Annotated in this window: 14 protein-coding genes, 1 pseudogene and 1 riboswitch; of the genes and pseudogenes, 8 read left to right on the forward strand and 7 right to left on the reverse strand. The window is 44.5% G+C overall.

Annotated features, from left to right (window positions below; genetic code table 11):
* Positions 1–22: 22 nt before the first annotated feature.
* Together KE627_RS06465 and nrdJ are read right to left on the reverse strand one after the other, a co-directional pair.
* On the reverse strand, positions 23–559 hold the full coding sequence (locus KE627_RS06465; RefSeq protein ID WP_013729032.1) for a cob(I)yrinic acid a,c-diamide adenosyltransferase: 537 nt from the start codon (positions 557–559) through the stop codon (positions 23–25).
* 322 nt (positions 560–881) lie between these two features.
* Positions 882–3,131 (reverse strand): ribonucleoside-triphosphate reductase, adenosylcobalamin-dependent, encoded by a 2,250-nt coding sequence (gene nrdJ / locus KE627_RS06470; protein WP_056939162.1) that lies wholly within the window; start codon positions 3,129–3,131, stop codon positions 882–884.
* Between the two features lie 530 nt (positions 3,132–3,661).
* Between nrdJ and KE627_RS06475 the strand changes: the two genes are divergently transcribed.
* A complete protein-coding gene (locus KE627_RS06475) occupies positions 3,662–4,216 on the forward strand; it encodes a phosphoribosyltransferase family protein (RefSeq protein WP_013729030.1) in 555 nt (184 codons plus the stop codon).
* Between the two features lie 245 nt (positions 4,217–4,461).
* Here KE627_RS06475 and KE627_RS12310 read toward each other — a convergent pair whose 3' ends face one another.
* Both KE627_RS12310 and KE627_RS06485 read right to left on the reverse strand, forming a co-directional pair.
* Positions 4,462–4,656, reverse strand: a complete 195-nt coding sequence (locus KE627_RS12310) for a hypothetical protein (RefSeq protein ID WP_013729029.1) — start codon at positions 4,654–4,656, stop codon at positions 4,462–4,464.
* Positions 4,653–5,030 (reverse strand): hypothetical protein, encoded by a 378-nt coding sequence (locus KE627_RS06485; protein WP_013729028.1) that lies wholly within the window; start codon positions 5,028–5,030, stop codon positions 4,653–4,655. Before KE627_RS06485 ends, KE627_RS12310 begins: the two co-directional genes overlap by 4 nt.
* A gap of 121 nt (positions 5,031–5,151) precedes the next feature.
* A riboswitch (TPP riboswitch) is annotated at positions 5,152–5,250 on the forward strand.
* Positions 5,251–5,310: 60 nt separating this feature from the next.
* Between KE627_RS06485 and tenA the strand changes: the two are divergent.
* From tenA to dsdA, 7 genes and pseudogenes are all read left to right on the forward strand, one after another.
* Positions 5,311–6,008, forward strand: a pseudogene (gene tenA, locus KE627_RS06490) (thiaminase II).
* A 136-nt stretch (positions 6,009–6,144) separates the two neighbouring features.
* On the forward strand, positions 6,145–7,041 hold the full coding sequence (locus tag KE627_RS06495; RefSeq protein ID WP_013729027.1) for an ABC transporter ATP-binding protein: 897 nt from the start codon (positions 6,145–6,147) through the stop codon (positions 7,039–7,041).
* Positions 7,034–8,257 carry an ABC transporter permease gene (locus tag KE627_RS06500; RefSeq protein WP_013729026.1) on the forward strand — a complete coding sequence of 408 codons (1,224 nt, stop codon included), beginning with the start codon at positions 7,034–7,036 and terminating at the stop codon, positions 8,255–8,257. Before KE627_RS06495 ends, KE627_RS06500 begins: the two co-directional genes overlap by 8 nt.
* 302 nt (positions 8,258–8,559) lie before the next feature.
* Positions 8,560–9,426, forward strand: coding sequence for a hypothetical protein (locus KE627_RS06505; RefSeq protein WP_013729025.1), 867 nt, complete (start codon positions 8,560–8,562; stop codon positions 9,424–9,426).
* A gap of 28 nt (positions 9,427–9,454) precedes the next feature.
* Positions 9,455–9,979 carry a hypothetical protein gene (locus tag KE627_RS06510; protein ID WP_013729024.1) on the forward strand — a complete coding sequence of 175 codons (525 nt, stop codon included), beginning with the start codon at positions 9,455–9,457 and terminating at the stop codon, positions 9,977–9,979.
* 20 nt (positions 9,980–9,999) lie between these two features.
* Entirely contained in the window at positions 10,000–10,782 is a 783-nt protein-coding gene (locus KE627_RS06515; protein WP_013729023.1) for a DUF6612 family protein, read from the forward strand.
* 150 nt (positions 10,783–10,932) lie between these two features.
* Positions 10,933–12,228, forward strand: coding sequence for a D-serine ammonia-lyase (gene dsdA / locus KE627_RS06520; RefSeq protein WP_056939163.1), 1,296 nt, complete (start codon positions 10,933–10,935; stop codon positions 12,226–12,228).
* 159 nt (positions 12,229–12,387) lie between these two features.
* Here the strand turns inward: dsdA and KE627_RS06525 are convergent, their stop codons facing one another.
* From KE627_RS06525 to KE627_RS06535, 3 genes are all read right to left on the reverse strand, one after another.
* Positions 12,388–13,560, reverse strand: coding sequence for an MFS transporter (locus KE627_RS06525; protein ID WP_013729022.1), 1,173 nt, complete (start codon positions 13,558–13,560; stop codon positions 12,388–12,390).
* Between the two features lie 260 nt (positions 13,561–13,820).
* A complete protein-coding gene (locus KE627_RS06530) occupies positions 13,821–14,009 on the reverse strand; it encodes a hypothetical protein (protein ID WP_013729021.1) in 189 nt (62 codons plus the stop codon).
* 29 nt (positions 14,010–14,038) lie between these two features.
* Positions 14,039–15,172, reverse strand: a complete 1,134-nt coding sequence (locus tag KE627_RS06535; protein ID WP_056939164.1) for a vitamin B12 independent methionine synthase — start codon at positions 15,170–15,172, stop codon at positions 14,039–14,041.
* Between the last annotated feature and the right edge of the window lie 78 nt (positions 15,173–15,250).

Consider the following 15,250-nt stretch of genomic DNA (forward strand, 5'->3'; position numbering starts at 1 on the left):
TTTCCGATTCACCTTTTCCCAACTAACATTTACTTTTAATCTCGTCATAGCCTTCCAGGTAATTGGCATAACGTGCAAGGGCGAATAAGTAATCCGACAAACGGTTGAGATACTCAAAGATTTCATCATTGAGCGGTTGCTGCTTGTCGTTTAATTCAACGACCATTCTTTCAGCTCGTCGTGCCAAAGCCCGGGCATATTGGAGCGACGCCCCGGCTTGATTGCCGCCAGGGAGAATGAAGGCTTTGATGGCAGGCAATTTGGCCATAATTTCATCAATTTGTACTTCCAGCTTTTTGGTGTCGTCAAAGGTAATGTTGTGGTGACGTTTAACGGTGATATCTGCCTGTAATTCATACAGGTTTCGCTGGATTGTTTGGATGGTCGGTGCCAGTGAAGCACTCTTGGGGGACAGGACTGAAATTACATAGCCAAGCCATGAATCCAGTTCATCCAGTGCCCCTAATGCCTCAATTTGCAGGTCGTACTTCGGCACCATTTTTCCGGTTACCTGCTTGGTTTTGCCGTGATCGCCGACTTTGGTGTAGATCTTTAACATTGTGATACCTCCATGATGTATGTAATGAAAGAGGCCAGCAGCAAGTTAATTGCCCTGGCCTCTCCGTGGGAATGATCTGTTTTAGGGCTTGGCCGATCGGCGGGGGACCGAGGGGCCAAGGTTGAACGCATTATTTTAGCAGTTGTTTTTACCTAGATGAAACGTGCTCGGAGGCAACTGACACTGCGACTCGCACTCTGGTTGAAATGTGTTCCGCAAGCCAGCTTCCTCCGCTTAATCCGATACACATCTTCAATGCGAAAACCGCATTAAAGATGTGTATCAAATTAATGCTCGGAAACTAAACGGCTTGCTCCACACTCTATTTCACTGGGCATGCTCCGCCAGCACAATCGGTTTGGTCAACCAGTTCGATACCCTTCTTATCATGGTTATCGTTTTGCTTTGCGAAGACCGTTGCGACATCGCCGTGGATTTCCATTACTTTGTCTTCATAAGTCTTCTCGTCAATTGGTTCCTTAGGAGCTTGTTTGAACTCATTACCAACGTATGGCAGCAATGAAGTTGACTTGGTGGTGAAGCGGTATTGTCTCATCAATGGGGCAATTTGGTCGCCTTCATCTGGTTGGAAAGTAACGGTACAACTAACGGCGTTGTCTGACCAGTAAGTCTGCAGGAAGGCTTGAGTTGCGAATTGTTCTGCGATCGAAACGTTTCCGGCTGAAGCGAAGTTCTCGCTGTCGGCGTGTGATGCGCGGATTGGGAATTCGGCAACCATGGTGCTCTTGGTGTAAACATCTGGTTCAACGTGATAGCCGCAAGCCTTCAAAGCTGGCAGCAGTGGATCTGAATCTTGGAAACGAATCCGTTGGATCAAGTAACCAGCATAGTGGAAGTGCATGCCTTCAGAGACACCGGCTAATTTGGCAACCGTTCCTGATGGCTTAACAGTGGTGTGCTTGATGGAAGGTTTGCATCCAAGTGTATCAGAGTAATCTTTATCAGCGCGGACAACGGCTTTGTACAAGCCATCAACTTCTTTAACAACTCGTGGATCGTAAATTGGCTTCTTGATAGCTTCGCCAGTTTCAGGATCTTTAGCATCTTCATAACCGGTAACAACTCGGTTACCAAATTTAGCCAAAATCCAATCCTGAATTCCTGACATTGAGATACCGATCCGACGGTTATTTTCAATGACGTTCCGGGAAACTTCCCAGTCGTAATTGCTGAAAGTAGCCCGCTTTGAGAAACGAGTTCCCAAAGTAAAGGCTTCATCGAGATCCCAACCTTGTTGACTGGCAACGTAAGGGAAGACTTCAAACAAGTTACATGGCTCACCATTTGCTAAAGAAATTTCACCACAGGGGTTGGTTCCTTCAACATTGGCGTCGATGTCTTTTTGCAGACCATCGATCTTACGGCCGTAGTTCTTGGAAAGCTCCAAGTTAACAATTCCTGGTTCGCCATTGTGTTGGATTGAATCAGCAACCGGCCCGTAGTTGTCGAATTCTGAATCAACTGCCACACTGTTGTTTGATGCCCAACGGTGATGGTAGAGCTTGTCTTTATCCTGCTTCATCGTAATAAAATCTTCATCGTCAGCTGAGCCTAAAGCCAATTCGGCTGAACGACGGACATTGCCGGCAACGACAGTCTTTCCGATCAAGTTGCCAATATCAGTGGCATCAACCGATGACAAATGGCGGCCAACGCGTGAATTGAGCAGACTGTTAATATCAATTAACATTTCAATCAGTGGCATTGGACCTGAAGCAGTTCCGCCAAAGCCCTTGATCTTAGCACCCTTTTCACGGATGTCGCTCATATCCAGAACTAAGTCAGTCTTACCATCGGCGTTAGTGCCATTGAAGTGCATATCAATCAAGTGCGCATTGGCAACCACCCAACCTTCGCGGGTATCTGGCAGACGATAGTAACGAACGTCTTTGATTGAATGATTCTTCAACCATTCATCTTTGTCAGTTGCACCCATATCAAGGGAATCCTGGTATGACTTGCTATCCTTGTCGATGATTACTTTCAAATCGATCTTTTTATCAACTAGAGGAATCTTATGAATATTATCTTTAGTGACAGAAAAACCAACGCCGCCGCCCTTCATCAATTGGTCAAACATGAATGAATAAGGCATCGAAACGGCTGGGGTGTCCGGTTGGAGATACTCTGGCAAAATGTGGCTGTGGCCATATGATTGTGGGCGAACAGCGATGAACCAACAGTTGTTCAAGGCGTCACCGTTACGGTCCTGATAGCTGGTACCAGAGATCCAAAGGTTACGGCCTGATGGGGTAGCTGAAAGACCATAAATCAGCTTGTAGAGCTTCTTGGCTTCTTCGGTTAAGTCATCAACAACTTGGGGATCAACGTTGTCTTCGTGCAGACGAGGGTCAAGGTTGATGTTGCCTTCAACCACCCGTTTAACGGTTTCGTCCCAGTTTTCAGTACGGCCCTTTTCAGGCAGCCAACGGGCATAAGTCCGCTTGTAGGTAACCCAGCCTAATTCTCCCCAGTGAGGTGTAACTTCTTCTTTAACTTGTTTTATAAATTCATCAGATAGTGAAACTGATGAAAGTTTCATTGCTTGCATAATGATTCCTCCCATATGTACATTATATTCTCATTTCGTTTGAATTGCTCGAACTGATACTATATATAGTATATCTAACCGGTTTCAGAATCAATATATTGTGTATTCGGTAGATTTGCTTGTACCCTGCATAATCGCGTGGACTCGCGGATTGGTGAGCTTCAAAAAAATTTGAATCACACTAAGGGTGGTTTTGGGAGTGACAAATAGTTGGATTGATTGAGACCCATTTTGGCTATATATGGGGGTATCTTGTGGATGATTCCCAAAATAGACCACATAATGTGTCGTCTTAGGTGACGGATTGTGAGCTGAAAGTGACATTTTGACGTTTTTGCTGTAAAATTCGTGTCTGGACTATCATATGTGGATAAAAAGGATAAAATGGAGTATTATCATATACATAGACGAACAAAAAACATAAAAGTAGAAATTTCGTTAACAGTTGTGGCTGTGAAAAGCCTCGATTTTCACACATATTAGTCGTTTTTGGTACTTTCTTTCTATCTTATATAATCTGGAGGATCAAGATGCAGAAGGAATATGAATTAACAATTGGTAAACTGAAGCGGACACTACCGATTATCCCGATCACAGACACGGCGGCAATTGCCTCCTTCGTCTTATTGGGGGATGCTGAGTTAACCCGTTATGCCGCTCAGGAGTTGGCCAAGCGGATTAACATTCCGTTTGATTATCTGGTGACATTGGAGAGCAAAGGGATCCCATTGGCTCAAGAACTGAGCATGATTACCCATCACCCACGTTATTTCGTCTTGCGAAAGAGTGTTAAGGCGTACATGCGAAACCCAATTGCGATTGGGATGCGTTCGATTACCACTGATTATCATCAACAGCTGGTTTTGGATGGGTGTGACGCAGAACAGCTTCGAGGCAAACAGGTGATCATTGTGGATGATGTGATCAGTACAGGCGGCTCACTGGCTTCGGCAGAACACTTGTTGAAGAAAGTGGGTGCCAATGTTGTGCAACGCTGTTCCATTTTAGCCGAGGGACGGGCAACTAGTCGAGATGACTGTGTATTCTTGAATACTTTGCCGGTGTTTGCGGTGAAGAACGCTTAACATATGATTATAAACTGACCGACGCCGTAAATCTTGTTTGAGATTTACGGCGCCGGTTTTTGGAATTGTCGTGTCATTATGGGAGATTCTTATACTTGGAGAATCCATCGATCAAGAAGTTTGAGATGGCAAGCCATGTGATAAAGAGGGCGATGTTGGCTATTAGTTGAAGCTTTAAGAGTAAGAACAGAAAACCAATCGTCGAAACTGTGATGATGATCATTGAAGTTGTGCCGCGCTGATAGTTATGGGAAATTAAATTCAGGATGAAGAGAGTAGACTTTCCAACCAGCATAGGTATACCATGCGAGCCAGATTACAACGACGGCAAGAATTAGCCAGATTGAATCAATGTGTAATGCAGTCATACCAATATAGACGATCAATGTGAGGAACATTGGTGCGTTAGTGAATAGAGCGTATTTCCAGTTAAATATCATTTTGCAGCTCTCCTGTAGGATTTGAAGCCGTTAATGACGGAGTAGAATAAACCAAATGCCAATAGATAGCCTTCTGGACTTTGTGGATAAAGCCTGAGAATTATGAGGCCAACCATGACGATGATCCACAGTGCCAAGACAACGTTTGCCACTGTGTTGAATTCAAAGTTTTGTAGATCAAGTTCAGGATGGTTACTGAAGAAAGTCTTGGCATACTTATAATGAACAAAAATATATCCGGCTGAAAAAACACCTAAAGTGAATAGCAAAGCGATGACATCATTTGTTATGTATAAATGGATTAACAAATAAATGGCGATCAAAGGGATGTATGGGGAAAAGCTAATCAGTGTGATCTTCCAATTGAATTTCATGAAACAACTCTCCTTGTAGTAAGATTCCCCCAACCCTCAGAAAATTGTTGCTTTCAGCGTATCATATACGAAGAAAATCGTAAAATACTCTTCAAAATATGGTAAACTTTGGGTATTCAAATAAGATCACTAGGGGTGCCTTGTGCTGAGATGGTGACTTGCCAATCCCTTTGAACCTGATTTGGTTAATACCAACGTAGGGAAGTGGAATAATGAGTTCGAAAAGTGCCAAGTCCGGTCGCGTTCTATTTGAAAATTTTGCTTTAAGGAGCACTGACCCATGAAATTTTCTGAAGAATTAGTCGCAGCTGGACAGCCAATTTTACACGAGATCTATCAACATCCGTTTGTCGAAGGAATCGGCAATGGAGAATTACCCAAGAAGCCTTGTCCTTTTATGTTGGTCAGGACTACAACTATCTGAATGCGTTCATCAAGGTGTACGCCGATGCCATTCAAAAATCGCAAACCAGAGCCGATATGGCTATTTTTGCCAAACAAATTGACTTTATCCTGAATAGTGAAATCCATCCGCATCACAACTTCTGCAACGTGGCAGGGGTCGAATACGAAACCCTGCAGCACGAACCACAAGCTCCCGGCACATACCTGTACAACGAACACATGTATCGTGCTGCGCGAACTGGCGACTTGATTGATGTTGTTGCGGCCATGACCCCGTGTCCATGGACTTACCTGGAAATCGCAAACCGGTTTGTGAAGCAGGGGAAGAATACCGACGACAATGTTTTTAAACCATGGATTGATTTTTACGCTGACATGGAAGATGACAGTGACAGCATTTTGCCCCAGTTATTTGCTTTGATTGACCGTGAAGCGGAACACTACGATCAACATCATCTGGATGTGGTCAAAGAAGAATTCTTGAAGAGCTGCGAACTGGAATGGGAATTCTGGGATCAAGCGTACCATCAACGCAGTTGGCACTTTGTTAAACCAATGAAACAGTATCGATAATTAAAATGATTCTGAGCAGGATTGCAAGTTTGCGATCCTGCTTTTTATGTACAAATCCATTGACATCAAATGTTTTCCGTAAAATCCGCCAGACGATTATGGTATGATAAGCTCAAAAGAAATGGGAGGTATTCGCATGCTCACGATCAATCATCTCCACAAACAATTTGGCAGTCTGACTGCATTGGACGACATTAGTTTTGATGTTCCCGACAACCAGATCACCGGATTAATCGGCCAAAACGGCTCTGGAAAATCGACCACCTTTCACAGCATCCTAAACTTTCTCAAGTATGATGGTCAAATCCGCTGGAGTGGTCAGCCCATCAAAGAGGCTGATTTTGATGCAATTGGCTACCTGCCTGAAGAACGCAGCTTGATGCCCAAACTAACCATTGAGCAGCAGATTGTCTATTTAGCACGATTGAAGGGGAAACCTGCAAAAGAAATTCGCCCACAAATTGACGACTGGCTGAAAAAGTTTGCGGTTAAAGGTAAGAAAACTGATAAGATTAAGGATCTCTCAAAGGGAAACCAGCAGAAAGTGCAACTGATTGTGACCCTAATTCATCATCCCAAATTGATTATCTTGGATGAGCCCTTTAGTGGCCTGGACCCGGTAAATGCGGATTTGTTGAAAAAGGCAATTCTGGAAGCACGGGATCAGGGGGCAGCAATTATCTTCTCCAGCCATGATATGGCGAATGTTGAGGCAGTTTGCGATCGACTGGTTATGCTACGGACGGGTGAAGTGGTCTTAAACGGCACCATCAGCGAAGTTCGCGATCAGTTTGGCAAATCAGAAATTTTTGTCACTACCGATTGGACTGAAGAACAGCTGAACCAGCTCCCACATGTTGTTAAAGTCCAGAATATTCGCGGTTCTCGGTTCTTGTTGCGATTGGATGATCCCAGTAAGGGACCCGAAGTCTTTGAGAAGCTCACTGACGGTAAATACATCGAAGAATTTAGTCAGCAGCCACCAACACTTGATGAAATTTTCAGAATGAAAGCGGGGATCTCTCATGAATAAAACCCTAATTGTTGCCATGGAAACCTATCTCCGCCAAGTTAAGTCTTGGAGCTTCATCGTCTTGGTGCTGTCTCCGTTCATTTTGTTGGCAATTTCTTTAGGCATCGGCTACACCAGTGCGACTTCCAGTTCAGATCAACAGCGAATTGCCGTCATTTCTGATCAACCGGCACTCCGAAGGCAATTTATCAAAGCCAATCGGGATGACGTGAAGGCCAGCATCACCACCACTGCAGCCGCTAAGAAAAGTGTCAGCAATAATAATTTAGCTGGCTACCTGGTGTTATCGGCGGACAAGGCAAAAGTCAGTGGTGTCTATCATTCAAGTGATTCTCTAGGCGGCGGGATGAGAACTAAAATCAACGTCTTTCTTGCCCAGTCCCAGCAACAGCTTAACCTGGCGAACGCAAAGTTGAGTGCCAAACAAACCAAATCACTGGCAGTTCAGCCGTCTTTCAAACAAAAAATTCAAACCAACCATGGCGGTGCCAACCTGGCGAAAATCATTTCATTTTGGGTATTAGTCTTCATGATCTATATGATTTTGATCACTTACTCTTCTGTGACCGCCCAAGAAATTGCTTCCGAGAAGGGCACTAAAGTCATGGAGATTATTTTCTCCAGCACCAAAGCCTCGAAGTACTTTGTCGGCAAAATTCTTGGTGTCTTTGGCGTTATCCTGACCCAGATCATCGTCTATATTGTTGGTGGTTACGGCTTTTTCCAGATCGCCATGCACCTGGATAACATTAAACAGCTAATTTCGGACAACCAGACACTGGTCAATGACGTGATTAAAAACATGCTGGGAATCAACCTGCTATTTGTCTTCTTAGGCGTGATCATTTACACGATCATCTCGGCATTTAGTGGTGCACTGGTTGCCAAAGCAGAAGATGCCCCGAAAGCTGCTCAGCCTGCCATCTATCTGAGTATGATTGCCTTCTTCTTGACGATGCCGTTTCAAAGCAATTCAGACGCGCTGATTTCAAAAATTTTGTCGTATGTGCCATTCTTCTCGTCGTATTTCATGCCCATGAGAATTATCAATGACAACGCGAGTGGGTTGGAAATTAGCATTTCACTGGCGATTCTGGTCATTAGCATCGGCCTTTTGACTTGGTACATTGGTCAGATCTATGAAGGCTTGATTTTACAGACCGACGACACCAGTTTTTGGAAACGTCTGCGGCGGGGTTTGTCATACCAAAAATAAATTAGAACAAAAGTAGTTTGAGACAACACTGTTTGCTAGTTGTATCTCGGTTTCTATCAGGATCTAATGCTAGACTCTTTGAGCCCCATTATTATCCAGAACAAACGTGCGGCAATCGGCTGATCCCAGAATTTACGCAAATAAACGAGTTATCCCAAGCACAGGAATGACTCGTTTATTTGCGTAAATTCTGGGATTAAAAGACAACGCCCCCGCTCTCTTGCGTATATATTCACTAAAGGCGATATTTCACCCCATTTTTCTGATATAATTAATTGGCTGGTACATAGGAGGAAAACATCATGAAAAAGTTATTATTGCTTGCCCTGGTGACATTTGGCGTCTTCACCGCTACAAGCTTTCCAGTTTCAGGAAACACCACCGCGGCTACTGCCAATTCGACCGCAACGAACACCGATTCAAGTTACATATGGACAAAAGTGTTAAGTCGCAGCACGGCCGTGGCCTATCACGCTAAATCCAAAAGTGCAGTTTATTTGTGGAATGCGACCCACACCAAACGGCTGCATAACCTCAAAAATTACCCGAACACAACTTGGTACGTTAAAAATAGTGTTGTGATGCAGCATGGCAATTCCAGCCATGTTTACTACGAAGTTTACAACTATGGGAATGGCGCTGACGGCTTTATTTGGCGCAACTATCTGACTAAGGGCGTTAATCCCTCACGTCATGCTTCTGCCGCAAAGGGTGTTATTTCGCTCTCAGCTCAGCGATCACTTCAATTCTTTGAGGATAATTTGACAACTTTGGCAAGTTTGCCGCAAAGTCAATTTCAAAAGTTGGTGATGGATCAAGTGGCTGCCAAATTAACCCAAAGTGCCGCTGATACCAAATTAGACGCAATGGCCAAGCTGCTTGCCACTCAGGATATCAGTACCAGAGATGCCGCGGCCAAAGCAGGCGTGACAAATGCAAAAGCAACTAATTTTACCGTTAAACAGGTCGATCCCAAAACAATGACCGGCTATTATTCTTATTGGTCCAAATATCGGACAACCAATGCCTTGAAGTATTATGCCGCTGTGGTTGCCAGTCACGTCACCAGCTTGACCACCAATTCCGTTAATGGCCATTATGGTGTCTACATCGTTCCTGATACAACGGCCAAAACATGGAAACCCCAACTCACAATTGTCACTGACTAATTAATTCAATCCACAAGGAGGTGGTTATTTGCTAGAAAACCTGAAGCTGCGGCGCTCGACTTACCTGATTTTTATTGTTTGGGGAGCGATTGCCTTCTTTTTAGCATCGGTGATTTTTAAATTCCAGCCGTTAGCCGTCAGCTTTTCCATCAATGATCACCGCCTACTTCAAGGGCTGCTGCGGGGAATTTTGTTGTTGGCCGCTTATGTGGTGATCACAATTTTTCCCACCAGAATTGCCATTGTCATTCCCAGTTTCTTTTATTTTGGTATGCTTGGATCGTATCTCTGGCAGTTCTTGATGGTTGTGTTAACCGGAAATTGGCGAGGAATTGCCATGGATCTGTTATTTGTGATTTCTTACATCGTCTTGATATATTGCGCCACAATGACTGCCTTTCAGATTATCAATGTGGTTCAGAAGAACCGCTCGGTTTACTATTTCTCAAAGTGGTTCAAATCCGTCAAAAGAGTGCTGAAGGCCCACTGGCTGTCGCTTCTGGTTGTGACCGGAGCCTACGTGGTCTTGTGGTCTATGTTTAACCTGACTTAAATGCGAATAAGGAGTATCTGATGAAAAAAGTAATTATTGCAGCAGTTGCGGTCATGGGCATCGTCCTGGCTGGCTGTTCATCAAAGCAATCGACTAATAAACCCTCTGATACTGTTACCATTGTGAATCACGCACAGAAGGCCGCTCATGGGATTAAGAGTGGCAATGTTGTGTTGGTTAATAAAAATACGCAAAATAAAAAAACATCCACTGGCAAATTTACTGCCAAGTTCCACCTTGATCCAATGATCGTTCAAGCTAAACTGAATAATGCCACTGGTTTGGTTAAAAATTATGATTACTTCATTGATGGCCGGACTGTCTACATTCATGCTGATAATAGCTGGTCCAAACAACGCCTGCCTAAAAAGAGCCCACTGATTAAAAGTGTTCGTCGACAGGTCTCCGGAAGCGCTGCGGTTAAAGCCATGCAGTATTTGAAGAAGCATCTGAAGCTCCAAAAGAACCAGACAACCGATGTCCTCTCATATAATGGCCACGGCAAGCTAGGGTCGATGGTTGCCAAGAAGCTTATTTTGGCTGAAGCAAATAACAGCGAGAGTACCAAGAATGTCTTGAAAAAGGTCACGATTACCAAATTTGTTTACAAATATACATTGAATAAGAAGACTTATCTGCCAACCAATACCTATATTTATATGCAGTATCAGGATAAATCATCAAAGAAGTCGATTACCGAGGAGGTCACCAGCACCTATTCAAATGTGAACCAAGTGAAGAAATTTAAGGTACCGGATGCTATTAAGCACAATGCACCAAGTACCAATCAGGTCAACGAGTAAGCTGCCATGGGGATGTCGCCGACAAACGCTTTGAGAAGTGACATCTGTCTGCAACCATGATTAAAGCTTGGTAAAGGTTGCTGTGGCAGCATTGTGTTGCCTTAATTTCAGAATACAATAGCAGTAAATATTTTTTAGGGGATCATCGATATGGACAATACACAATCATTGGAAGTTAAATACCCACAGGTTAAAGACTTGATGAATGAAACGCCAATTTTTTGGAAAAATCCTGATTATGGCCAGCCTGCAGAGCTACCGTTTTCAAAAGCTGATATTTTTGACGCAGTTGCCCGTTGGGATCGCTTTGCACCGTTTATTGAAGCTGCTTTCCCAGAGACTGCTCGGATGCACGGGGTGATTGAATCACCATTAATCGAGCTGACCAAAATGAAGTCGGCTTGGAATCAGGCCCAGCCCACTGCGCTGGCAGGCAGCCTCTACTTGAAAACTGATAGTGAATTACCTATCTCCGGATCGATCAAATCACGCGGTGGAATCTATGAAGTATTAAAATTCGCCGAACATGTCGCCATGACCAAAGGCGATCTTAAAGAAACTGATAACTATGCGATTTTAAGATCGCCGGAATATAAGCAATTGTTTGCCCAATATGGCGTGATGGTTGCCTCTACTGGGAATCTGGCGTTAAGTGTGGGCATCGCCGCTTCAACATTTGGCTTCAAGACAACCGTTTATATGTCACGGGATGCCAAAGCCTGGAAAAAGGCCAAACTTCGGGTCAATGGGGTTAATGTGGTCGAGTTGGATACTGATTTTTCCTCGGTCATTCCACAAGCTCGACAGGCAGCAGCGGAAGATCCGAGCATTCATTTTATCGATGATGAGGGATCAGCTGACTTATTCATTGGTTATGCAGTTGCGGCCGTTCGCCTGCAGCAACAATTTAAACAGCAGGGAATCAAAGTTGATCGCGATCATCCAGTGATTGTCTATCTTCCCGCTGGTGTTGGCGGTAGTCCCAGTGGCGTGACGTTTGGACTCAAGACCATTATTGGGCCATACATCCACGCCATCTTCTGTGAGCCAACTCACGTTCCATCCGTGACGTTGGGGATGATGACGAAGCTGAATAATGCGATTTCGGTCTTTGATATCGGCTTGGACGGTAAGACGGCAGCTGACGGTTTGGCAGTTGGCCGGCCATCACGCATTGCCGGTAAGATGATGCGGACACTATTATTTGGCAGCGTTACTTTCGAAGATCCAATGATTTACAAATATGAAGCCCAGCTGATGGACACTGAGAATATCACAGTCGAACCATCAGCTGCGGCTGGCTTTACCGCAATCGAACGGGCAATTACCGAAGTGCCGGCCTTTAACACCGCTAATGCCACCCACATTGTCTGGGCAACCGGCGGCAGTATGATGCCGGAAAGTGAACGGCTAGTTGATCACGATAAGGGTGAAGCATTGCTTTAAACATCAAAGAGAGTGGGACACGAGGCGTTTTGATCCCAGAATTTAAGCCAAGAAGCGAGTTATTCCTGTTTTGGAATGACTCGCTTCTTGGCTTAAATGGCCGGGATCAGCCGATAGTTCCACGTTTAAACAAGATACCAGTGGAGCCTCAAACTTTTTTCATTTTGCTTTTTTAAAATATTTTTGACTTAACAATAGTAATACCAACATCAAGCAGCCAATCACGCCAAAGCCAAACGAGAATGTTTGAATCTGAACCAGCCAGCCCATTAGTGGGAATAAAAAGATCATTGAAGCTGAAAACAGAACGCTGGCAACACTCAGTAAAGTTGCCCGCTGTTGTGAAGTAATCATTTCATTGTAGTAGCTGCTGAAGATCGGCTCAATTAATGACGCCAGTAGTTGGGAAAACAAAAACAGGACGGTTAACGTTGGAATCCAGTTAATCCATGTGAGCAGCAGTAGCCCGACCAACGTTGCACTTACGCCACTTACCAACGCCGGCTTTGCCAAGCGTTTCTGAATCCACGGGGTCAATTTGATGCCGACGATGTTCATTCCAGCAGAAATCACCATCAACAAGGAGATCATGAAGCCAGAGAAATGGTGCGTTTCCATTAAGGATTGGAAATAGAAGTAATAGCTGGTACAAATCCCATCAAAGACCGCTTGGAAAATCATCAAACCGCGGAGTTGTTGGTTATTTTTCAACGTCCGATAGGCCATGACGATGATTGATTTGACTGTCTGTTTTGGCAGATCAATTGACTTGGGGACAGTCGGTTCCTTCATTAATAAAACGGTTATCAGGCCGAAAATACCGATCAGAATTGCCGCGACGTAGGTCAATTCGAAATGCCAGTGGACCAAAAATCCGGCAATCACGACACCTGCCGTCTGCGAAAACTCAATCACCACGTTGAGATTGCTGATAACATTGGGGAATCGTTTGGTTTGTTGAGGGGCCACCAATGAATCGTACATGAGCGCGTCGATTGTCCCTGATTGGAGATTATACGACAGCGCACTCAGCACGAAGCTCAGGGCAAACAGCCAGAAACTGTGGGCTACCAGTATGAGGATGGCGGAAACGATTGAGGCAATTCGGCCCCAGAAAAGTGAGAAACGATAGGAAAAGCGATCGGCCAATACGCCCGATGGCACTTCGAAAACAAAACTGGCAACGTGGAAGATGCTTTCACATAAACCGATTTCTACTAGATTTAGCCCCTGCATCTGCAGGTAAATCACCCAAAGTGAAGTGATCCCGAAAAAGGAAAAGAAAGTGTACGCGTAGCCTTTGAAAATAGTACTTGGATATTTAATTGTCATTAGATGCACTCCAGTTAAGATAAGCACAGCCAAACGGTTTATTTGAAACCTGTCCGTTTGGGGATGTGCCAAGTGTCATTCATCACTGAAGTGCAACGGTCTCTACGATGCTGTGTTGCAGGCTGATCCAGGCGAGCATGTTCATCATTCCTTTACATAATTATGAGAAACTTTTAATAAAAGCGTACCTGTTTTTCGTTCCTGAGGCAACTCATAAAAATCTGCCAGTTAGATGGCACCTGGCAGACGGTTTGAAACGATTAACGCTGTTTAAAATCCAGCAACCCGCTCATTCCCAGAACAATTCCAATAAAAGTGAAAAACGTCCCGGTCCGAAAATTAAATAGTGCATCGATAATGAGACCACCAACCAAACCAATGGCCAATCCCAGCCAGTGAGTTTGCTGGCGATCAGTTGCTTGCGAGTATTTTTCCCTGCTTTTATCCATAACGACGCCTCTTTTCGATTGGCTAACAGCTAGTCGACATCCCAAACTTCTCGGGCGATATCTCTGACCAGTTTAAGTTTGTCCCATTGCTGCTGTTCGGTGAGCTTGTTACCCTCTTCAGTTGAGGCAAAGCCACATTGCGTCGAGAGCGCCAAGTTTTCCAGTGGGACCTGGCCGCTGGCTTGATGAATCCGGTTGATGACCGCGTCTTTGTCTTCTAATTCAGGTGATTTGGAAGTGATCAAGCCAAGGACAATTCGTTTGTTTTTATCGCCATTCCAAATCTTGCCAAGTGGTGAGAAGTCACCAGCTCGCTCACTGTCGTATTCCAGGAACAAGCCATCGTAATTGAGTTGACCCAGATACTCTGCTACATCGTCATAACCGCCGGAAAATAGGAAGGTGGATTTAAAGTTGCCACGACAAATGTGAGTCGTCACGGTCAAGTCGTTCGGCAAACCAGTCAGCAGCTGGTTAATGACTTTGACAGAATCTTCGGCTAATTTGACGTATTTCGCATGGGCATCCGCGTCGTGAACGGTTTCGTTTAACTTGCTGATTAGAAATGCCCAAGTGGTGTCATCTAATTGAACGTAGCGGGCACCGAGTTCATAGAAGTGCAAAATCGTTTCATGGTAGGCCTTGGCGACATCAGTCAAATATTGATCCCAGGCATCATAGAACTTTGACCAATTATCACTGCGATTGTCGCGGAAAAGCATCGTTGGCGACGGGATGGTTTGCTTGGGGGTCACACTATCCGGGGTAATTGATTGAAGGAACTTGAAGCTGTCAAAGAAGGGATGGTTTGGGTTGAAGGCGACTTTGCCGGCCAATTCAGCGTTATCAGTCCGCGTCTTACTGCCGTGGAACTTGTAACTCTTGTGATAGTCGTATTTTTGGACACCGGTTAATCCCCAAAGAAAGTCCAGGTGCCACCAGCTGCGGTTAAATTCACCGTCGGTAATGTCTTTGAGGCCAAGCTCAACTTGTTTATCAACAATCTTCTTTGTTTCAGCGTGTTGAACTTTTTGTAGGTCAGCTGTACTGATTTGGCCGGCATGATACTTGGCGTGGGCGTCTTTTAACGCCTGTGTTCTTAATAAACTGCCGACAACGTCGTACCGATATGGAAATTTAGTTGTAATTGCTGTATTTGTCATGTGAAAATCCTCCTGTAATTGTAAAAGTTTTACTTACGAAAAAAAGCACTCGTCCCCTGACTGTCAAATTGACAATCA

The sequence above is a fragment of the Lentilactobacillus buchneri genome, assembly GCF_018314255.1.
Lineage (GTDB): Bacteria > Bacillota > Bacilli > Lactobacillales > Lactobacillaceae > Lentilactobacillus > Lentilactobacillus buchneri.

Excerpts from the sequence above, each read along its gene's own strand:
- nrdJ (WP_056939162.1), bottom strand. The coding sequence starts at position 3,131 with ATGCAAGCAATGAAACTTTCATCAGTTTCACTATCTGATGAATTTATA.
- KE627_RS06515 (WP_013729023.1), top strand. The coding sequence starts at position 10,000 with ATGAAAAAAGTAATTATTGCAGCAGTTGCGGTCATGGGCATCGTCCTG.
- KE627_RS06475 (WP_013729030.1), top strand. The coding sequence starts at position 3,662 with ATGCAGAAGGAATATGAATTAACAATTGGTAAACTGAAGCGGACACTA.
- KE627_RS06505 (WP_013729025.1), top strand. The coding sequence starts at position 8,560 with ATGAAAAAGTTATTATTGCTTGCCCTGGTGACATTTGGCGTCTTCACC.
- KE627_RS06495 (WP_013729027.1), top strand. The coding sequence starts at position 6,145 with ATGCTCACGATCAATCATCTCCACAAACAATTTGGCAGTCTGACTGCA.
- KE627_RS06530 (WP_013729021.1), bottom strand. The coding sequence starts at position 14,009 with ATGGATAAAAGCAGGGAAAAATACTCGCAAGCAACTGATCGCCAGCAA.
- KE627_RS12310 (WP_013729029.1), bottom strand. The coding sequence starts at position 4,656 with ATGATATTTAACTGGAAATACGCTCTATTCACTAACGCACCAATGTTC.
- KE627_RS06485 (WP_013729028.1), bottom strand. The coding sequence starts at position 5,030 with ATGAAATTCAATTGGAAGATCACACTGATTAGCTTTTCCCCATACATC.
- KE627_RS06525 (WP_013729022.1), bottom strand. The coding sequence starts at position 13,560 with ATGACAATTAAATATCCAAGTACTATTTTCAAAGGCTACGCGTACACT.
- KE627_RS06535 (WP_056939164.1), bottom strand. The coding sequence starts at position 15,172 with ATGACAAATACAGCAATTACAACTAAATTTCCATATCGGTACGACGTT.
- dsdA (WP_056939163.1), top strand. The coding sequence starts at position 10,933 with ATGGACAATACACAATCATTGGAAGTTAAATACCCACAGGTTAAAGAC.
- KE627_RS06500 (WP_013729026.1), top strand. The coding sequence starts at position 7,034 with ATGAATAAAACCCTAATTGTTGCCATGGAAACCTATCTCCGCCAAGTT.
- KE627_RS06465 (WP_013729032.1), bottom strand. The coding sequence starts at position 559 with ATGTTAAAGATCTACACCAAAGTCGGCGATCACGGCAAAACCAAGCAG.